At 51.0% G+C, this 18027-nt stretch carries 15 protein-coding genes and 1 pseudogene; 1 reads left to right on the top strand and 15 read right to left on the bottom strand.

Annotated elements, in window-relative coordinates:
• Position 1: 1 nt before the first annotated feature.
• From JL719_RS03340 to JL719_RS03300, 10 genes and pseudogenes are all read right to left on the bottom strand, one after another.
• Positions 2-1132 carry a B12-binding domain-containing radical SAM protein gene (locus JL719_RS03340; protein WP_336643851.1) on the bottom strand — a complete coding sequence of 377 codons (1131 nt, stop codon included), beginning with the start codon at positions 1130-1132 and terminating at the stop codon, positions 2-4.
• Positions 1106-1429 (bottom strand): annotated as a pseudogene (locus JL719_RS24265) (cobalamin-dependent protein); the annotation flags it as partial. The pseudogene JL719_RS24265 and the gene JL719_RS03340, both read right to left, overlap by 27 nt.
• A 1685-nt stretch (positions 1430-3114) precedes the next feature.
• Positions 3115-3261: a hypothetical protein gene (locus JL719_RS03335; RefSeq protein WP_165385915.1), complete on the bottom strand. Its 147-nt coding sequence runs from the start codon at positions 3259-3261 to the stop codon at positions 3115-3117.
• Positions 3262-4860: 1599 nt separating this feature from the next.
• Positions 4861-5373 (bottom strand): GNAT family N-acetyltransferase, encoded by a 513-nt coding sequence (locus tag JL719_RS03330; RefSeq protein WP_033155977.1) that lies wholly within the window; start codon positions 5371-5373, stop codon positions 4861-4863.
• Positions 5370-5657 (bottom strand): type II toxin-antitoxin system TacA family antitoxin, encoded by a 288-nt coding sequence (locus tag JL719_RS03325; RefSeq protein ID WP_129871338.1) that lies wholly within the window; start codon positions 5655-5657, stop codon positions 5370-5372. Before JL719_RS03325 ends, JL719_RS03330 begins: the two co-directional genes overlap by 4 nt.
• Before the next feature lie 293 nt (positions 5658-5950).
• Complete coding sequence (locus JL719_RS03320; RefSeq protein ID WP_033155976.1) at positions 5951-6424, bottom strand: RadC family protein; 474 nt, start codon at positions 6422-6424, stop codon at positions 5951-5953.
• 274 nt (positions 6425-6698) lie between these two features.
• Positions 6699-8294: an ATP-binding protein gene (locus tag JL719_RS03315; RefSeq protein ID WP_033155975.1), complete on the bottom strand. Its 1596-nt coding sequence runs from the start codon at positions 8292-8294 to the stop codon at positions 6699-6701.
• Positions 8295-8426: 132 nt separating this feature from the next.
• Positions 8427-10190 (bottom strand): DUF4942 domain-containing protein, encoded by a 1764-nt coding sequence (locus JL719_RS03310; RefSeq protein ID WP_033155974.1) that lies wholly within the window; start codon positions 10188-10190, stop codon positions 8427-8429.
• A gap of 115 nt (positions 10191-10305) precedes the next feature.
• The gene (locus tag JL719_RS03305) at positions 10306-10803 is read right to left on the bottom strand and encodes a hypothetical protein (protein WP_033156148.1); all 498 of its coding nucleotides are present in this window, start codon (positions 10801-10803) and stop codon (positions 10306-10308) included.
• Between the two features lie 149 nt (positions 10804-10952).
• Positions 10953-11615, bottom strand: a complete 663-nt coding sequence (locus JL719_RS03300; RefSeq protein WP_033156147.1) for a hypothetical protein — start codon at positions 11613-11615, stop codon at positions 10953-10955.
• A 164-nt stretch (positions 11616-11779) separates the two neighbouring features.
• On the opposite strand from JL719_RS03300, the gene JL719_RS03295 reads away from it, so the two are divergent.
• Complete coding sequence (locus JL719_RS03295) at positions 11780-12157, top strand: hypothetical protein (protein ID WP_033155973.1); 378 nt, start codon at positions 11780-11782, stop codon at positions 12155-12157.
• On the opposite strand, the gene JL719_RS03290 is transcribed toward JL719_RS03295, so the two are convergent.
• The 5 genes from JL719_RS03290 to JL719_RS03270 form a co-directional block, all read right to left on the bottom strand.
• Positions 12135-12671, bottom strand: coding sequence for a hypothetical protein (locus tag JL719_RS03290; protein WP_033155972.1), 537 nt, complete (start codon positions 12669-12671; stop codon positions 12135-12137). The genes JL719_RS03295 and JL719_RS03290 overlap by 23 nt on opposite strands.
• Before the next feature lie 347 nt (positions 12672-13018).
• Positions 13019-14839, bottom strand: coding sequence for a VWA domain-containing protein (locus JL719_RS03285; RefSeq protein ID WP_033155971.1), 1821 nt, complete (start codon positions 14837-14839; stop codon positions 13019-13021).
• A gap of 85 nt (positions 14840-14924) precedes the next feature.
• Entirely contained in the window at positions 14925-16124 is a 1200-nt protein-coding gene (locus tag JL719_RS03280; protein ID WP_033155970.1) for a DUF3150 domain-containing protein, read from the bottom strand.
• Between the two features lie 84 nt (positions 16125-16208).
• The gene (locus JL719_RS03275) at positions 16209-16976 is read right to left on the bottom strand and encodes a hypothetical protein (RefSeq protein WP_033155969.1); all 768 of its coding nucleotides are present in this window, start codon (positions 16974-16976) and stop codon (positions 16209-16211) included.
• Positions 16977-16978: 2 nt separating this feature from the next.
• Complete coding sequence (locus tag JL719_RS03270; protein ID WP_033155968.1) at positions 16979-17920, bottom strand: AAA family ATPase; 942 nt, start codon at positions 17918-17920, stop codon at positions 16979-16981.
• Between the last annotated feature and the right edge of the window lie 107 nt (positions 17921-18027).

The raw sequence follows: 18027 nt of genomic DNA, 5'->3' as shown, positions 1-18027 counted from the left end.
CTCAATCTCCCAACAATTTTCGCTTAAGGCGGATGCTCGCCATGTCCTCGATATTCTTGCGCTCCTGCACGCCAAAACGGCGCTCGGCAAGCCCGAGATAGGCGGGATTTGAAAAGTAGGTTTGCCATGCCTGATCACGGAAACGCAACACATCCTCCGAACGCAAATACTTAGTCGGCAACGGTTCGCATTCATACGACAGGAAGGCAAAGCCTTCGTAAGTCTCGGGCAGTTTCCAGCCGTTGCGTTTGGCAATATGGTACATAGGACTGCCCGGCAAGGCCTGACAAGGATACATGTTGGCCATCTCGGTATTGAGCTCGATGGCAAGATCGAGCGTTTGCTGCATCGTTTCCAGCGTATCATCCGGGAAGCCGAAGATATAGTTGCTGATAATGCTGATGCCGGCATCGCCAATCGTGTCGCACACGTCACGGATATTGACTTCCTTGAACGACCCCTTGGAAACTTCTTGGCGCACCATTTGATTACCCGCCTCGATGCCCAATGCCAGCCAATTTACGCCGGCGCGTTTAAATAAATCGAGCGCATCGCGCCTGACGGTATCGACGCGGGAATAAGTCCACATGTTAAAGTCGAAACCTCTATCGACCACGTTTTGCAGTATCGGCTCGTAGTACTTACGATTGAGGAAGAACATTTCGTCGCTGATGCGTAGTGTGCGAACGCCAAGCGTCGCCAGTTTCTCCATTTCGCGAATTACCCAGGCTGGCGACCAGAAACGCATGCCGCGGGAGTGCGAGGCATCAATGCCGGCGCCGTTATCGGACCGATTGACAATGTTGATCATGCAGAAATCGCAACCGAAATTGCAACCTAGAGAGGTGTAAATAGCCGCGAACGGTGTGCGTTTGTCGTGGCTGAACTCGGCATGCCAGAAATGCGCCCGGTAAAGGTCGAGTGGCTTGTCGCGGTAAGGCAGCAAATCCCAGGCATAACCCGGCAGGTCTTCGTCCATTCGTTCCTGCGGTACCACGGACTGAGGCGGGTTGAGCACGGGCAAAGCCGAAGAGCTTTGTTTATAGCCGATGCCCTTGACATGCGCCAAGTCGCTCTTGAGATTGCCTTTCAACAGGTTGTGCAATGCGTAAACACCTTCGTTGAGCAACACAATATCGACGCACTCATGAGCCAAAACGTCCAGAGGCAAAGCGCTCGTATGCGACCCAACAAAGGCAATCGGCGTTTGGTTACCAGCAGCATCCTTAAACGCGCTAGCCAAGGCCAATGCGCCGATCATACTGGTTGTTCCGGAATTGGGGTTTTGCCCGTAAACAACAAACACTACCAAACGGGGGTTGAGCTCATCAATGCGCTGAACCGATTGTTCAAGCGTCAAACGCTCAGCGTCGCAATCCATTAAGGCTACATCAAATCCCTTGCTTCGGCATGACTCCGCCAGTAAAAGTGCCCATGTAGGGGCTCGATAGCTGAATAGGTTTTAGCGAGATCCTGATAAGCCTTAGTAGACGAATCGGGGTTTATGAACAATACATCCATCTAGTATTTAATTATTATGTGAGACTAAGGTCTGTTGCGACTCATTTAGGTAACCGAAAAAACATAATCTAAAGCAATTCTGCTTATGTAATTGCGCTTCAATTTCTACGGCATCAATTGTTAAACGTTGTAAAAAAGCCTTTTCAGGGAAGACCGACTTGTACACGATAAAACACCCTTCCACTACCTGCCGAAACGGTCGTAATGTTATGTATTACGGCACATCCACCCACTTCTCTTTAAAGTTGATAACTCAATCTATTTAATTATTCGGATCGACGTCAAGCCAATAATAGCATCATTGACTAACTTCTGACACCAGTTGATTTAAGACCCCGTTAAAAACACAATTCAGTCAGAAAATCACCCTCAAAACACAGCCTAATCATTAAAGTTTACTCATCGACAACAAAAAATCAATAACTTGTCGACAATGTTTTGTAGTAACCATACTTATGGATACTCAACGTCGAAAATAATTTCAACCGCCTGCTGAAAAGGCGATTATCATGAAGATAAAAGTTACGTATTTGACCAGAAAATCCCCATGAGCCAAGCCTAATAAATACAAAATACTTTATCTCTTAATATTTTATTTATTCCACACATTATTAAGAGCTTAAAATGTTTTTTGTAAAAAAGCAATCTACGTTGCCAACCAATTTAATAAGAGCCATGACTTACTTCACTAGATACAACCATGATCGATCAGCCTTGAATCGTCAAAATTAACCAAGCATATTTGTACAACGAGCCTAGACTACATGAACTCAATCTCGCCCGCTTCCACCTACACCCCGGCAAGAGACAGTTTTAAGTTCGAAGGCTTCTGGCGATTAAAACAGAAAAAATGACCGTATCAAAATCCATTCTAACGGAATTGTTCGAGGCCTTACTCAGGCTATGAATAGCCTGAGGATCTCAATAGTGAAAACAGCCTGCTGACGCAACACCCCAAAACCAAACGCCCTCGTGCTCGCGAGATCGAGCATAGCACGCAAATCGTGCCTAGCTTCAGAATGACGTAAGCGATTGGCGCAGCGTACCATAATGCCCGACAATGGCATCGAACAATCAAGCCCCCAACCAGGACAACTGGCATTTTCTCGCCTATCCACGAGAGTTTTTACACTCGATCCGCCGACAATTCGGCACATTGCATTGTTCAGCGTTATGTCGGTAGACTCGGAATTGCAAGCTGCGTTGCCACCACTCCCCTTATCGGGCGTGTTTGACGCGGAAGGCATTTTACAGCGACTCACAACCTCCTTTCCAGCCTGACGCTAAACTGGGATTTCGAAACCGCTCTAGTGTTTTTTGTTGGCCGATCGCGGTGCAGACCCATGCCGTTCCGAGACCGGGAAAGTCACTCGCTGCAATTACACTTCGCCGATCATTTGCTGGTAATGATTGCCGTATACCCCCTAAGCTACCCGACTTTTCCGAAATCGCCGACGCTCGACAGCAATTGCCACACATGCTTCCAGCGTTTTCGGCCCGGCACAACCTATTGGCGATGCATGGCAAACCTAGACTTTCCGCCTCCCCGCGACGAGCCTGCACAGCCACAAGACCTGATTATCCTACTTTCAGTCATCCCCAGTCGCACTTCGCGTTGACGGCCAAGCACTTGGCAATACCTGCCAAATAGACCACAACCATCACCTGCGTTTCCGGCACCAGCAAAACCACCCGGATCAACTCACTCATCAGGCTGATAGCACCGAATTGCAGCACCATTTGGATTGACTAGGCGCACCGGCTGCACTTCCGGGGTGGCGAAAAAGCATTGCTTATATTCCAAAGGAAATACTGATTCAGGCCAGCACCTTCCGCGACAATCTGCTCTAGAGCAACACTGCACCGACCGACGATGAAATCTGGAGCATGCGCAAGCGATCCGCCTTGTCCTGACTTATCGAAAAGCTATCGCTTGGCCTGAATACCTCCATTGGCGAACGAGGCATCAAGCCTTCCGACGGGGAGTCGCAGCGCCTGGCGCTGACTCGCGCCCCGCACAGGCGCATGGCAATACTGATAGCCAGCCACCAACATGAAGAGCTGGGCCGGTTTGATCGACGGCACGGCAAATATGGCGGACGGCAAGATCGAAGCCTAGCGCCCAGCTCCGTGCCATAGCTTAAACACGACACTGTAGGCCCGCTCCGCCCCACCTCTGCGCAACGACTGACGTCGGCTTACATCGTCTGGGTATAGCTGAGCATATCGGTGTTATTGGCGGGGCGGGAGGCGCCGAAAGTATTCGGCGACTATTCCTATTCGGAACGCTGGACTTTCCACCTTGCTGCTGTGCGCCAAAACCTCCACGAACCCGGCATTGACGCAGAGCCACTTGCTGACCGTTTCGCTGGCAATCGTGCTCGACACAGCCCTTGCACTACCACTTACTGAGGCCGCCCCCCCCCTATCCCTACAGATATTCGCGCGCCTTAAGAACGCCGGGGATTTTTACAGAGAGGTCCACCTGTAGATATACTGCAAAACCTTCAGCACCGCACCGGTCACCAGCACCGCACTAAACACCGCCCCCAGCGCAAACAGCGTATTTTTTTCCTGAGGCGGAATGATGGTATGCCGGGCAATGTTGCTCAGCGACTGTCAACGGGGCGCGTAGTACCCTTGGGAGTTTTCGACCACAGAACAAGCCTCGGCTTTGTCTAGCTCGAACTGGCCGCCCGCCAATTCAAAACCCGGAAAAAGAAGGCTAATTTCAAACTAAGAACCAGACGACTTCAATGGGAAATTTTCATCGCTTGACTTTTGCAGCAAAACAGCAGCCAAGAAAAATCCGGTCATACCACGCCTGACGGCCTCAAATTCCAGACGCGCATAATAAGCGCATGAAATAGCCGTTCTCATTTGTTGTCTTTTTTCATTAGTCGCCGAAGCACGCGACGCAGGAATAGAGAGCAATCATTGTAAATGATGACTTTCTTTTGACACTTTATCACTCACAGCAACTACCTTTGAATGATAAGTTATTGAATTTATTGGGGTGAACGATGGGGCTCGAACCCACGACAACCGGAATCACAATTAGACCTGTTTTATATATTTATCAACAAGTTAACTAGCTAATTTGTCAGTATTGCTTGAAATTATGCCTTTGATTTTCAAGAAGTTTCATTTTATTTGTCATCAGAGTTTTGAGGCTAAATCAAGCTATTGACGAGCACCAAAATTATCCAAATCAGAAGTTTTGATCGGTCGGGTAGATTTTTCATGTGGTGTTTCCTTTGATGATTGATCAAGGACCTTTGATAAACAGCACATAAGGAGCCGGCAGTATAGGCTGCTGTGCTGGCTATAAATGAATTCTCAGTCAGGTTCAGCCAAAATTTCCCGAACCGTCTCTAACGTCATCATCAAAGTCATAGCTTGCAAAGGTGACTCCACAAATCCCTGTGAAAGATAAAATTGTTTGGCTTGTTCGGACAGAGCATGAACCAATATAGCAAATACTCCCGCATCACCAGAGACATTGACTGCCCTTAGCATTGCATCGCGCAACAGCGATTTGCCAATCCCTTGGTTATGATAACGCTTGTCGACAGCCAGTCGACCGAGCAGCAAGACCGGCAAAGGATTAGGCATGTTGCGTCGCATGGTTTTGGGTGAAGCCTCATGGCTTATTGCACCGGCAGACAGGCAGTAGTAAGCAACAACATCCATGCCAACACTCAGTACAAAACAACGCGAAGCCCCTGCCCTATGGTTTTTGAGTGCACGTTTTTTGAGCCAATCATTCAGCGACGTATCACCGCAATCGAAATCCACCAACCGATGATCTGTCGTGATCGGTCCTGGGGGCGACATTTCTAGAGCAGTCATTTTTCCCAAGGCGCTTTTGTCTTAAGTAACCGGCGAAGCTTATCAGTCGGTGGCAAGGGTTGATCGAGCAACGCTTGAAATTGTGCAAATGCGCCTTCATCGACTGCGAAAAATGCCTGATCTAGAAGCACATCTTCTGCCGCGCGACAGGCGGCTTCCAACATAAAGTCTGATCGACTACGGCCGAGACGTTCAGCAGCTTGATCAATGATATCCCGCTGCCTGACCTTAGCGCGGATATTAATGGAAACGGGAGTCGCTTCTCTAGTTTGCATTTGCTTCATGTTCATCCTCCACTTTATTCAAGCTCAGCATATTAATTTGTGTAGCAAATTGCAACACAATAAGTAAAGTAGCCCTCTGAGTAGAGGTCGCCAACCGACCGCCACTCGAACTAGTCCCCCCAGAAACCAAAGCAATGCTTAGCTTCTGATTCTGAGGAGACGTGGGTTTTATATCATTTTACGAAGTTGTATCGACGCTGCCCATCATTACAAATCGGCTAGTCCGTTGATCAACTTCGCTGATGCATAAGCTTGCCTGGGCACCGAGGAATAGTCTCGGCGCCAATACCTTTTCACAGCAAGCCATGCTCCGCATAGGAATACACGTTTTCGCCGACGATGAAGTGATCAAGGACTCGAACGTCAATCAAGGCCAAGGCTTCTTTAAGTTTTGCTGTAATCACGCGATCGGCCTGACTGGGATCGCTGATCCCCGACGGGTGGTTATGCGCCATGATCAGAGCCGCGGCATTGTAGTGCATGGAGGCCTTGACCACTTCGCGTGGATACACGCTTGCGCCATCAATCGTACCGCGGAATAACTCATCGCAAGCGATAACCCGATGTTGATTGTCCAAGAACAGGCACACAAATACTTCGTGCTCGTATGGCGCCAATTTCAATTTGATACAGTCTTTCGCCTTGTCCGGACTGGTCAAGGCTTCGCCTCGGCTGAACATGCGGTTGTAGATCTGAATGGCCTCTAAGATGACATCTTGTTCATCGGCCATACGGTAACGATTATTGGTTCCTCGAATGAATAACATGGGCTTTCTCCCGTAATCTTAATAATTGGAGAAAGCCGTCCCCTTCCGGGGTGGACTTTCTCCGGAAGGGTTGTCAAAAATATGCAAAGCCTCGTCAGCGATGTCTACCGACGTTGCCCGTCGGCAAAACACATTTCGCTAAAGAGGCTTAAGCTGACGCTATGTCTGCGTCAGGTGTTTTGGAATGCGTGCTTGTTAAGTGGTCGTTCGCCAGAAAACCCGCCAAAAGCCACGCGCTAACACAGCCGCAGCCATCGGCCCGATTGGGTTTAGACTACATTTCCGCAACGGTGACGACATCGCCATCATTGCCGAGCACGATTTGAAAGGTCCTGGAAAACAGCGCCGGACAACTGCCAAATGTCGGCAGCAGTCGTTGCAATGCATCCGCCGGTTTGTCGGCCGTATTGGCCACCACGAAGTTATGAAAATCCCATTCATCGGCTTCCTTGGCGGATTCCATGAACGTATCCCATTCGTCGTAGTAGGACGATGCCTGGCAAACCACCAACCCGGATGACTCCCGAGTGGGTACGATGAAGCCGTCCTGATCCTCGTCATACACGGCATCGTGATCGATGTCGACGGACTCGCCATTCAGGGTTAACCGGTATTGTTCACAAAAGACCGCCTGACCATTCACCCATTGCCCTGCAAAAAACGCGCGGTGCGTTTCGTTGACGATGTCCAAGGTGATGGCCGGTCCGTTCAAATCGACCAGGTACGAAAACAGCCAATGCTTGGCATCCAACCCCGGCCGAAATACCCGATAATCGCGGTGCCAAGCAAACATCCAGCGTAGCGCACCGACCTCATCGAGATCATCCAGTTCGGCAACTTTGACAAGGCCGTTTTCCACATCGTTTCGACTGACCGGTTGCGAAACCACTGCCAAATTGACGCTGCTGCAACCTTCCTTGATCGGATAATCCTGAATGATGGCCAATACCTGTTTCGGCAATAACGGCACGTTATTCAGTAAATCCAGGCAGCGGTAAGTTTTCAAGGTGTCGTAGCCAAGGACAAACTCCTCAGCAGACAATTCGCGTTTGATCATTTCCATTCGTTGCCTGGCTTCCCGTTGCAGAACGTGCTTAACCTCAGCAATCACCTGTGCTTCATCGATCAATTTATCCCGGTCGGGCAACCGAGCGAAAAACCGGCTTGAATCCAAGTGGATGACATGACCGGGGTCTCGTTCGTGATGACTGTGATAGACCGGCAAGCCTTGCAGATACAGATGAAAATACTCCGACTGTCGTAACCAGTCTTCGCCCTGGGACAAACCATACAAATACATATCACCCAGTTCGGTCTCGATGAACGGTAATGTTGAGTTAACCGCTCGCGGCCGATCCAGGCTGACACCATTAAAGCGCACCTCAATCGGAAATCCCCGTGCCAAGCGATACAACTGGGATGCAATCCGATCCGCTTCGGGCTTGAACTGGGTCAGCGTCAAACGCGTGATGCCTTTCCAGTCAGCAGGTTCGATCGCAATCGGTTGGAATGCCAAAAGCGCGGCCGTATCCACCGAAAAGCGACCGCCTTTACTGTCGACGCTGATGGCATCGCAGGCAAAAATGGCCGACAAAAAGCCGAGACCAAACGGATGTTCCCGTTCGATGACGTCAGCATCCCAGCCAGACTCGGCCACCGTCAGCAACGTTTTCAAACAGGCGATGCCGCAGCCATCGTCACACACCGTCAAGGTTCGAGTGTCTTGCGAATACTCGAAGCTGACGAAGGTGGCGCCGGCGCGGCGGGCATTTTGCATCAGTTCGCCCAGTACCGTGGTGGACTGGGTAAAGCTGAAGCGTAAGTTATTGATCAATTTTTCGGGGTTTACCGATAATTGTGTGGTGTTCATGTGAGTTCCTCGAATAAAAAAGCCCCGAGGAAACGACACAGTCCAACCCTGACGGGGAGAACGGATCATCTCCCCGAGGCGGGCATTACTGGCCAGGCCAGTGGTTATGTTAAAGACCTGTATAACACCGGATTACGATGCCAGAGCCAGGTCTGTAGGAGAGGGTAATGAGCCCGTCCATTCCAGCAAGCTGGATTGTTCGTTTTCCAATACCGCATCGGGATCGATGCCTCGGCTGGCAAGTACCGTGCTCATCGCCTGGGTTAACAGACGATGGCCTTTTTCCCGTTCCGACTCGCCGCCGTGCTTGATCGCCCAAAAGGGATCGAAATGGACATGTCGGCTACTGCGTGGACATTGTTTATTCACTTCGGTATGAAACGCCTTATCGAAGTTTTCCGCCTGGTCGAACTGTTGCCAGAAACCTTGTCCGGCTTGAGTATCTACAGGCGGTAACCAGCGGCGCTGACGTCCAACCCAACGGTTCATCCGATCGATCAAAGTTTTGCTCTTCGGAAAAAAGTGAATGGTGCCGACGCCCGGATAATAGCGAACGTCAAAATAACTGCCACCAATCCGTTGTCCAGCCCGAAGCTCTTGAAAATGCTGCCGGAACACCGACACCAAACTCATGTCCGCTTCGGTCTTACCATCGAGCAAGGCAAATACCTTGTCGAAGTCGGCTAGAAGTCGTTCCGACTCCCAGTTCAGACTATTGTGATAGGACTCCACTTTGTGCCCTGGCAGAACGAAACGCGTGGTCTTGATCCGCATGCCCAGCGTGCGGTGTTTGTCATTGCTTTTCCAGCCCATGTAAAACACCGCATTGTCACTGTAATAGCGGGTGATCAGATCAAACACATCACACACCATGCTCAGTTGAATTTCACCTTGCTGCTCGATGATGCCTTGCAGAAAGCCGTAGATATTCGGCACGGTAAATTCCAAGGATTTCACCGTTTCGAAATCCGATTCCAAGCGTTTCTGTGCCGCCGATGACAAGCGCGATGTGACCTGTGTCGAGCGTAAAATGCTGGCCCAGGCCCGATTCTTCAGATCGTGATAGCGTTTGAACAGCGTCCGCTTCACCGCATCCGATGACGAGTCGTCTTCACTGCTGATACCGCCACCGTTCAGTTCGCCTAAGGTTTTACCCAGCATGGTCCGATAACGGCTGGCACGGGCTTCACTGACCACAGCCTGTCGCGCTGCTTCGACCGCAGCATTGAACATCAACACCGCGTTATCAATGAAGGCATTCGGCAAGGCCAACTCATGAGGCAGTTGAAACGCGCCCGCCACATCGTCGGCTTCCCGGCGATCCTGGCGCAAATCGTCCAGAATACTGCCGAGGATGTCTTGTTCGAAGGTTGAAGTTTTTTTCAACCAGACCAGGGCCACGTCGACCGGCGTTTTGCGCTCGGCATCCTCGCCGGCGAACATTTCCGATAAAAACTCGACCTCGCCGTGCTGCTCGATCAACCGGACTAACAGCTGGCGTTCTTTCGAAAACGGATTGCGCACGGTTTCAGCATTGAGAATGGCGACGATTTCACCGTCAAATAAAATCTCCCAAGCCTTCAACACGTGTTTGGCGCCGTCGGCAAACGGCGGATTCATGATGATGTGAGAATAGACACTGCCGCTTTGAAACTGCAGAAAATCCATCCCCACCACCGCATAACCTTCATCGCGCAGAACCGCGTGTTTGCGGATATCGATTTCAATGCAATCAATCGGCAAACGTTTACCGTACTGGTATGGCCCTGGACGTAGCAAATGTCCTTCGCCTGCTGAAGGCTCTAATACTCGAGCGAATTGCTGGTTCTTGAACATCGCCCAAGCTTTATGACTCAGTGCTTCTGGCGTGGGGTAGTATTGATAAGGGTCTGTCATGGTATTCTCCAAATAAGCCCCTGACGACCGATTTATCCCTGGCGGGATAGAATCATCCCGCAGGGGTAGTGTGAAAAACTCGGCTTAACCGAGTATCAAAAATGAAAACGGCGCGTCAGATCAACGCAAACCGCTTACCTTGAATGAAGTCCTGATACTGCCGGGCTTCGGTTTTAACTTTGAACCGGGCATGCACGCTGCCGTCGATCCAGATTTCCCAGGGCAAGCGGTTAAGCTCACCTCTCACCAGTTCTACCGTGCCAACCCGAAATTCATCGTGTTGGTAAAGTACCTGGCGGGGACTATCGATACGGACGATGCATTGATCCAGCAAGGCCGGACCACCGATGTCACCCGGTTCGATCAACAGCGGCACTTTGATCGTGCCGGTTGAGCGGCCGATCCAGCCGATGACATCGTGTTCATCGAGCCAGGATTGACCCGTGGTGGGATCGCCGTAATACAGCCGGATTTTGCGTCGGCTATGGCGAAGCTGTTCCAACAACTCAACTACCGGTTCTGGAGTGTCTGCGTGGTAACAGGTGCCGGATGGCAAGCGCTGATACTGGATGCAATGCCCCGTGCCGAACGTGTGTTCAAAGATATGATTCATGATGTTGTCCTCAATGAAAAATGGGAACATCACGATTCCCCAGCGGGAATAGGACATTCCCGTGTGGGTGGATAAAAATGAGCGCCGAATCGAATGGTTTGGCTAACTCAGGCTTTTTACAAATTGCGCTTAAACACCGCGCGCATTTTTTAGGATTGGATTTCCAGTACAGGTTTTCCCAAGGCTTGCACTGCCAGGAGCATTACCTGATCCAAATCGTCCCAATCAATGCTGCCGCCATTGGCTTCGCCTTGTTGATAGGCTTCAACCAATCCCCGACAAACCCGCATGGCTGCTTGCTCTTTCTTCAATTGCCGTACCGAATGATCCGGTTCCGGCAACCGTGCAACGGCAACGCTTTTCCATACCAAGCTTTCACCCTCCGCTTCATGATATTCATCGGACAATAACGGCATGGCAGCGGTGTCATCCCAAATCGTGGCGTCATTGAATGCCTGCTCGGCGAGCTGCTGTGCCGCTTCGGGACTCTCAGCAGTGATACCCACCGAAACCCGGTGCACATAGTCGATTTCGTAGGAGACCATGAATAGCTGATCCACACCCTCCGCCGTGTCATTGGCTGAGGCGGGTTCTTCGACTGGCAAATCGGTTTCTGCCGACTCACCCTCGATCAATGCGCTTTCATAAGGCTCGATCTCCTTGTTGCAGTTCGGGCAGCGATCGTTACAGCCGCAATCCCATACATCCTCCCATTCGGTTTGGCAGTAAGGGCAGCGGTACTGATTCAGATAGCGAACCGCACTGTTTTCGGCAGGGGTTGTGCCAACGCTGGGTTGGTTGATTGTTTTCATGGTCATGTCCTCCAAAAATTGCAGGTACGACCACCCGGCAGGATGGTGTTCCTGCAGGTGAAAATCGCTGATTAAAGCCAAAAATCGGCTCGCACAGCGGGGTTGAATTCGCGCAAAAATCGGTATATTGTGGCTAAAACCCATTAAAAAGCAGAGAAATAGCCATGTTTGAAGAAGTTTTGCGTATTTTTGATTTTCTCAGTCCTAAGCAGACCAAGGAGCAGTATCCAAGTCAAAAACCGATGGCGATTCCGGTTGACGAACCACTAAAAGTCGTTCGACATTGCCAACAAATTTTCCAAAAATTGGATGTTTTGGAAGCCGACGTGCTCAAGCGGGTTGATAATCCTGAACAAGCCTGGCCGTTTCTAAGCAAGATTCGACAAATTCGCCGGGAAACCCAGAACGATTTGTTGTCGTTATTGCCCGAAGGCAGCTGGGTATTTGCCGATGAATCCAGTCAACACGAGATCCCGGTTCGCCGTATCAATACGGCAACCGGAACCACGTTACGGGTATTCAATGGCGGGCTTGCTGATTAACCGGTAACCCGTTGGCATTACCTTTCAGCGCTTCCCGCAATTGAAAAACCTGTTGGGCAGTTTTAGCGGATTTGTCGTCCACCATAGCTGATATGGTCGCTTTTTTTGAACGTCGCCGGGGTTTAACTTCGGCTTCGTCCGCAACAATCACTGGTTTGATTTTCAATAATTCCCGTTCCAGTTTGGCGATTTCAATATCCGCCTCGTAGAGTTTGATTGTTTTCTGTTTGGCTTGATATTGAAGTTCCAAGCGATCCAGCTCGCGATTTGTTTCACGATTGCGACTATGAATTTCCTGACGCACCGAATCCGATATCGCCAACCAATCCATGTCCTCGCGGCTACGCGGCATGATGACCGGTAGCCGTTTACTTGCAAAACGCTGCGCACGATATCGGTGAAACGTTTGAGTCGCGTGTTTCAATACGCTCAGTAGTTGCAACACCGTTGCCCAAATCACTCGCAAGGCGAGGATAAACATAGCCAGTAAGATGACACCAAAAATAAAGTTCATTGAAGTTCTCCTTTAAAAATTTAAGAAAACACTTCGAATGAACAGCACCCGGCCGGGCGATGGTCGCCCGAAGCGGGTTTTGATTTGCAGTGGGTAGTACCACTGCGATTTACATCGGGCTTAACGCACCCGACACGATCACGGTTTAACGTGCTCGCCGCCTAAAGACGGAACGCCGACCAAAGTCGGATTCAGCATTCTGGAAAGAACGCATGAAATGTCTGTTTGTCGAATGGGCTCCAGTAAGAGAGTGCATTCGACAAACGGCGGTTGCAATCAGCTACCCATAGCCACAATCCAAGGCAGTAAGCCAAGGATTGGGCTACGGATAATTGACTGGCCGATACTTACGCCGCCAACAACACCGCTTTCGAGAGTTCGAACAATTGCGCTCTCAGCTCTGAAAGATCGTTAATAGTGATGGCACTTGGGAACAGATGACTGACATCCAGTCCCAAACCGATGCCGACCGTTTCAATACCACTATCGCGGCAACGCTGTAACAATTCCAGCGTGCTCAAGGTATCGTTAGGCTGACCATCGGTCATCACCATCAACACTTTGCGCGGTTCCCGGCATCGCAGCAGTGACGCCGCACCAAACCAAATCGCTTCCGTCATTGGCGTACTGCCGGTGGCGGCTACCGAAAAGGCACCGGTTCGGGCATTGATGCGTTGGCCATGATCTAGCAAGCGAAACACCGAGTCATCTTGATGGCCTGGAAACGCGGTGACGCCAGGATTGACTCCCGGGATGCCTTCGAATGCCAAGGCCAATGCCAAAGTGGCTTCCAATGCAATCGGCATTCGCGATCCGATGGGTTGGCCTTGACTATCGGTGACCTGATAACCCATGCTTTCGGATTTATCGAGTAACAGATGGATCGCCGTATTGGGTGCCGCTTTGGTCTCTTTACGCTGAAACAGCTTAGTTTCGCCCAGTGGTAAGCGGTGTAAACGCTTGCCATCCAGCCGCCGTCCACGACACGCAGGTTGCGACCGGTTTAAGGTTTGCGATTGCACCAGGCCTTGCAACGCGGCGCGGATTTTTCCCGATTCGCTATGCACCTTACGAAGTAAAAACGCACCGGCCCGCTCGTCCATGGGTGGCTCGTGGCCACTGGGCATCAGCAATTCCGAACCATTTTCCGCCGCCAACGACAATGCCGATTTCAATGACTCGAATAAATCCTGCTCAATGTCACTGTCACCAGCGGACAACAAGGTTTGCAAGACGCCCATCGGATCGGCAATCTCCGCAGTTTCTTCATATTCACCTTGCGGGATGGATGTCGAATTGTCGGATGGCGTTGCCGGTTCATCGTCAGGATTTTTGGGAGCCGAATCATCGTTACCGGCTGGTTCTGACGACGATTCGTCATCAGTGTCGTTGGGTAACTGTTCATCGGGATTCATTTCATCCTGGGAATCCAAGCCGCTCGAATCATCCGAATCGGTTGATTCAGCATCCTGATCCGTATCATCCGGCTCAGGCGTGTTTTCCTCATCGTCCGATGGCTGTGCCTGATTGCGTTGCCGTTGTTGCGCGAACTCCTGCTCAATCATGGTCAGGATGCGGTCAGTCAAATTCAGACAATCACGTTCGGATTGCAGGCCCTCCGGGACTTCCGACAGCAAGCCCTTCAGCCTTGTCACTGCACCAACGGGAAACGTTGCCTTCAATGCGATTTCGGTTTGTTCGACCAACGGTAATAGGGCCGTTTGACCCAGTACCCGTGCACGCAAGCTTTTCAACACGAATCCATACAAAATGTTGGCCGGATGATCGCTTTCACTGGCGGCCACAAATTCGCCTTTGGCAATCATCTTTTCAATCACCGTGCGTATTGTCAGCCGCGTACCCGGAAAGTCCTTGGCCAGTTCATGCTCGATGCGGACATCTTCAATCGCATTGCATAGCCGCCGGCGTAATACCGAGTTGCCATAACGTAACGTAAAATCCGAATAGCGAATATGCGCCGCTTCGTGGGCTAACAGCCCCCAGGCATAATCTTGATAATCCGGATCGTCACCTTCATAGGCCGGCAGCTGAATCGATTGGCCATCGGTATAAGCTTGATCGCCACCGACGCTGACTTTTATGCCAAAGCGGTTGCCGATGGCGGCCGCGACGATGGGGAATGCGTTGTGTAAGGTTCTATTTTTCATGGTGTGCTCCAAAAGATGGGGACAAACCACGACCCCAGAGGGACATGGCTTTGCCCCATTGGGTGAATTATTAAATAGCGTCAGATCAGAACCAGTAGTCCTGGTCAGAATCGTCCGCTTCCTCATCGTCTCCCGCCGTCACCGGTTCCGGTTCCGCTGCGTTTTCCAAATCATTGTCTCGATCGGCATCGTTACCGGTTTCCAGATTGGTCTGGCTTTTGTCCAGCAAAACCTCCAGCGCCCAGTCATCCGATGTCGGTTCGAGTTCATCGTCAAAGATGCCGTCAAACAGATCGGTAAAATCGGAATTGTCTGAAACGCATTCAGCGATGACGGGTTTTGCTTCGGTTGAGACTGTTGTTTCTGTTGGTACCGTTGATAGCTCTAAATCCGCGTATTCGAAGGTTTCATCAACGTCTGTCTCTTCAACAACGGGTGTTTGATTAACCAACAAGCCTTCACCGTGCCGCCGGGTTTTATCCGGATCGGACAACAGCATCGCCGTGGCCAAAATCTCCTGCAAAATGCCGCCTTCAATGGCGCCTTTGTTGGGAATTCTCACCAGTAGATCGTCAATGGTGCTGACGACCGGCGCGACTCGATGATCCAGAAATCCCAGCCCATCGAGTTTGTCCCGCATACGGCGAATCGGCCGTAACGCATTCCGCGTCACTTGCTCCTTGCCAAGCAACGACTGCTCGATCAGTTGATTGGCTTCCACGGAGATTTCATAGAACATCTGCTCACTGAGTGAACCGATTTTGCTCTCCAGACGCACAACATCCGCCGGCGGCAAGCTTTCGGGTAAACCGACACTCACCACCAGAAAATCAAACGACAACCGCGTCGAGACAAACTCCACAGAATCCACAGCTTGTTCGATGATGCCGGCAAACTCCGGATGGCGAACCACCCAATCCGTCACCGCCGCATCGTAACCGGCAATAAATTCGGTTTTAGCCGCTGCAAAATCCAGCGCAATGCGCTCGAGTTCTGCGGTAATACCTGCGGCCGATTCAACCGGTACGGCAAAGCCACCCAGAAAGCGGGTGCCGACGCGCAAACAAATGCGTTCGGCTTCCTTCTTTAGGCGGTTGAACACCGTCAGCTTATCGGGATCGAGCAAACGTTTGGAACCCAGGCTGGCTAAATCCTCCGGAGGCAATTTGCTACCATCGGCCAAAACTAGGTCCTCTTTTTTCAGTTTCTTGCGGGCGCCGTAGATATTGGCTTCGACTTTCACCAAGACCACGCGATCCAAGATAATTTGCGTTTCATGAGACATGGGAACCTCCTAAAAAGTAGAGGCACACCCATCCCCGCTGGGGCCGATGCGCCCCTGTCGGGTTAAATGAAAATTACAATACGTTTAAAACCAACAGTCGTCCGTGTCGGACATGGCCGCTGCCAGATTTAATCGAGGTTTGAGCAGGCCTAAAACTTCAGCGGTGTCCCGAATGCTGTCAAGATCAGTGCCGAAAAAAGCCAGCACATCCTGTTCAACTTTCAGATCGACTGAGAGGTCTCGAGCGGTTTCGGTGGCAATATCAATCGCCACGCCTTTAAAGCTTTTTGCTTTCAGCGCCAGTAAAAACAGCCAGGGCAAAACACCATGCACTGATTTGATCTGACCACTGAGTTCAAAGGGTTCGGCATTGAGAGTGGCATCAATCCATAGTTGCCAGCCATCCCAATCTTTTTCAGGCTTAGAATGCTGATCCGATACGGAATGAATAACCCCGATCAGTCGCCTGACCTCGATACCCAAGTCCACTCGGACAGCTCGCTTTGCATGGCAATTAATGGTCCAATACAAGGACTCGACTGGCTGTGCCGGCACAGACACGGGATTTTCATCAGATTCAGGCCATTGTGATGGTGTAGCCGAAGTCTTACCCGGAAACACCACATTGCCGTTCACATCAATATCCACCTCGCCGACCAACACATAGCCTTTGGCCTGTTTTTGCTTTTCGATGTCATGCTGCTTAACGCCGTATCGGTTGCTAACGCCCGGCAAAGTATCTGCCGTTTTCCCCCAACGCGTCGTAATCGAACCATCCGAATTACTCCTGACTGCCCAGTCCTTGGAGCTGCCGTCAGTATTACGATGACGATATAAATTCCAGGCGGCCATGCTTAAACCGTCCAGTCATCGCCAAACACATCTTTGGCAATGCGATGAATCGCTTCGCGTTCGGCGGGCTCAGCTCGAAAGGTCAAAGCCCTGTCCAAGGAATACGCCAAGGCATTAGGCGCACTTTTGAAGGTCGCCACCAATGTTGCCCAGCGCATCAAACCACGGGTCGATAAGGTCACCGACAACATGCCGCCGCCATCCGCGCCGCCGATGAAGACTTTACGAATCTGATTGGCGACTTTGATCATGCTTTCCCGTACCGTTTCCGGCATGCTCGGCACCACATCAGCCAACAGTTTCATTTCGTCTTCCGGTTCGGGGTAACCGACTTCCATCAAACGGAACCTGTCTAAAAACGCAAGGTTTTGCCGTAACACCCCTTGATACAATCCCGATTGATCACCGGACCCTGCACTATTGCCGGTGGCGACCAAACGAAACTTCGGATGCGGGACAATCACGTCGCCAGTCTGCGGAATTGTTAGAGGTTTCCCTTCAACAATTTCATTCAAGCCGATTAACTCGGCCGGATCAATGGCATCGATTTCGTTGATCAACAGCACATGGCCTAAGCGAACCGCCAAGGTCAACGGGCCATCGATCCACTTCATCGCGCCGCCGTCGACCAGCATGTACTGGCCCAGCAGATCATTGAGTTCCAATCGACCGTGACCGGTGACCGAATGCACACCCCAATGGAGACGTGCCGCAACTTGCTCCAATAACGAGGTTTTACCGGAACCGGTGGGGCCGGTCAGGTATAAGCCGTCGCCATTGTGTGCGCCTAAAAACGCCAACACATCGCGCAAGTGGTCCTTACGAAACACATAGGGCTTTTGCGCCGGTACATAGGCGTTTTGTCCTGGTTTGAAACCTTCCACTTTCATAGACGCCGGGGCCTGAATGCCGAAGGTGTCGGCAATAGAATAGGATTGATACATGGTGAGCTCCTCGAGGACTAGCCTCAGAAAACAAGGGGCGCACCGCCCCGAGGGGTAATGAGCCCCAACGGGTGATTAAAACCCTGGCAAACCAGGGTAAATAGAAA

It is taken from the genome of Methylomonas sp. LW13, from assembly GCF_016865255.1.
Classification (GTDB): Bacteria; Pseudomonadota; Gammaproteobacteria; order Methylococcales; family Methylomonadaceae; genus Methylomonas.
The sequence above is the reverse complement of the archived record's forward strand: the minus strand, read 5'-3'. Positions and strand labels throughout refer to the sequence as shown.

Bases quoted from the DNA above. Each gene is read 5' to 3' on its own strand.
- JL719_RS03335 (WP_165385915.1), bottom strand. From the start codon at position 3,261: ATGGTGCTGCAATTCGGTGCTATCAGCCTGATGAGTGAGTTGATCCGG.
- JL719_RS03330 (WP_033155977.1), bottom strand. From the start codon at position 5,373: ATGACTGCTCTAGAAATGTCGCCCCCAGGACCGATCACGACAGATCAT.
- JL719_RS03325 (WP_129871338.1), bottom strand. From the start codon at position 5,657: ATGAAGCAAATGCAAACTAGAGAAGCGACTCCCGTTTCCATTAATATC.
- JL719_RS03320 (WP_033155976.1), bottom strand. From the start codon at position 6,424: ATGTTATTCATTCGAGGAACCAATAATCGTTACCGTATGGCCGATGAA.
- JL719_RS03315 (WP_033155975.1), bottom strand. From the start codon at position 8,294: ATGAACACCACACAATTATCGGTAAACCCCGAAAAATTGATCAATAAC.
- JL719_RS03310 (WP_033155974.1), bottom strand. From the start codon at position 10,190: ATGACAGACCCTTATCAATACTACCCCACGCCAGAAGCACTGAGTCAT.
- JL719_RS03305 (WP_033156148.1), bottom strand. From the start codon at position 10,803: ATGAATCATATCTTTGAACACACGTTCGGCACGGGGCATTGCATCCAG.
- JL719_RS03300 (WP_033156147.1), bottom strand. From the start codon at position 11,615: ATGAAAACAATCAACCAACCCAGCGTTGGCACAACCCCTGCCGAAAAC.
- JL719_RS03295 (WP_033155973.1), top strand. From the start codon at position 11,780: ATGTTTGAAGAAGTTTTGCGTATTTTTGATTTTCTCAGTCCTAAGCAG.
- JL719_RS03290 (WP_033155972.1), bottom strand. From the start codon at position 12,671: ATGAACTTTATTTTTGGTGTCATCTTACTGGCTATGTTTATCCTCGCC.
- JL719_RS03285 (WP_033155971.1), bottom strand. From the start codon at position 14,839: ATGAAAAATAGAACCTTACACAACGCATTCCCCATCGTCGCGGCCGCC.
- JL719_RS03280 (WP_033155970.1), bottom strand. From the start codon at position 16,124: ATGTCTCATGAAACGCAAATTATCTTGGATCGCGTGGTCTTGGTGAAA.
- JL719_RS03275 (WP_033155969.1), bottom strand. From the start codon at position 16,976: ATGGCCGCCTGGAATTTATATCGTCATCGTAATACTGACGGCAGCTCC.
- JL719_RS03270 (WP_033155968.1), bottom strand. From the start codon at position 17,920: ATGTATCAATCCTATTCTATTGCCGACACCTTCGGCATTCAGGCCCCG.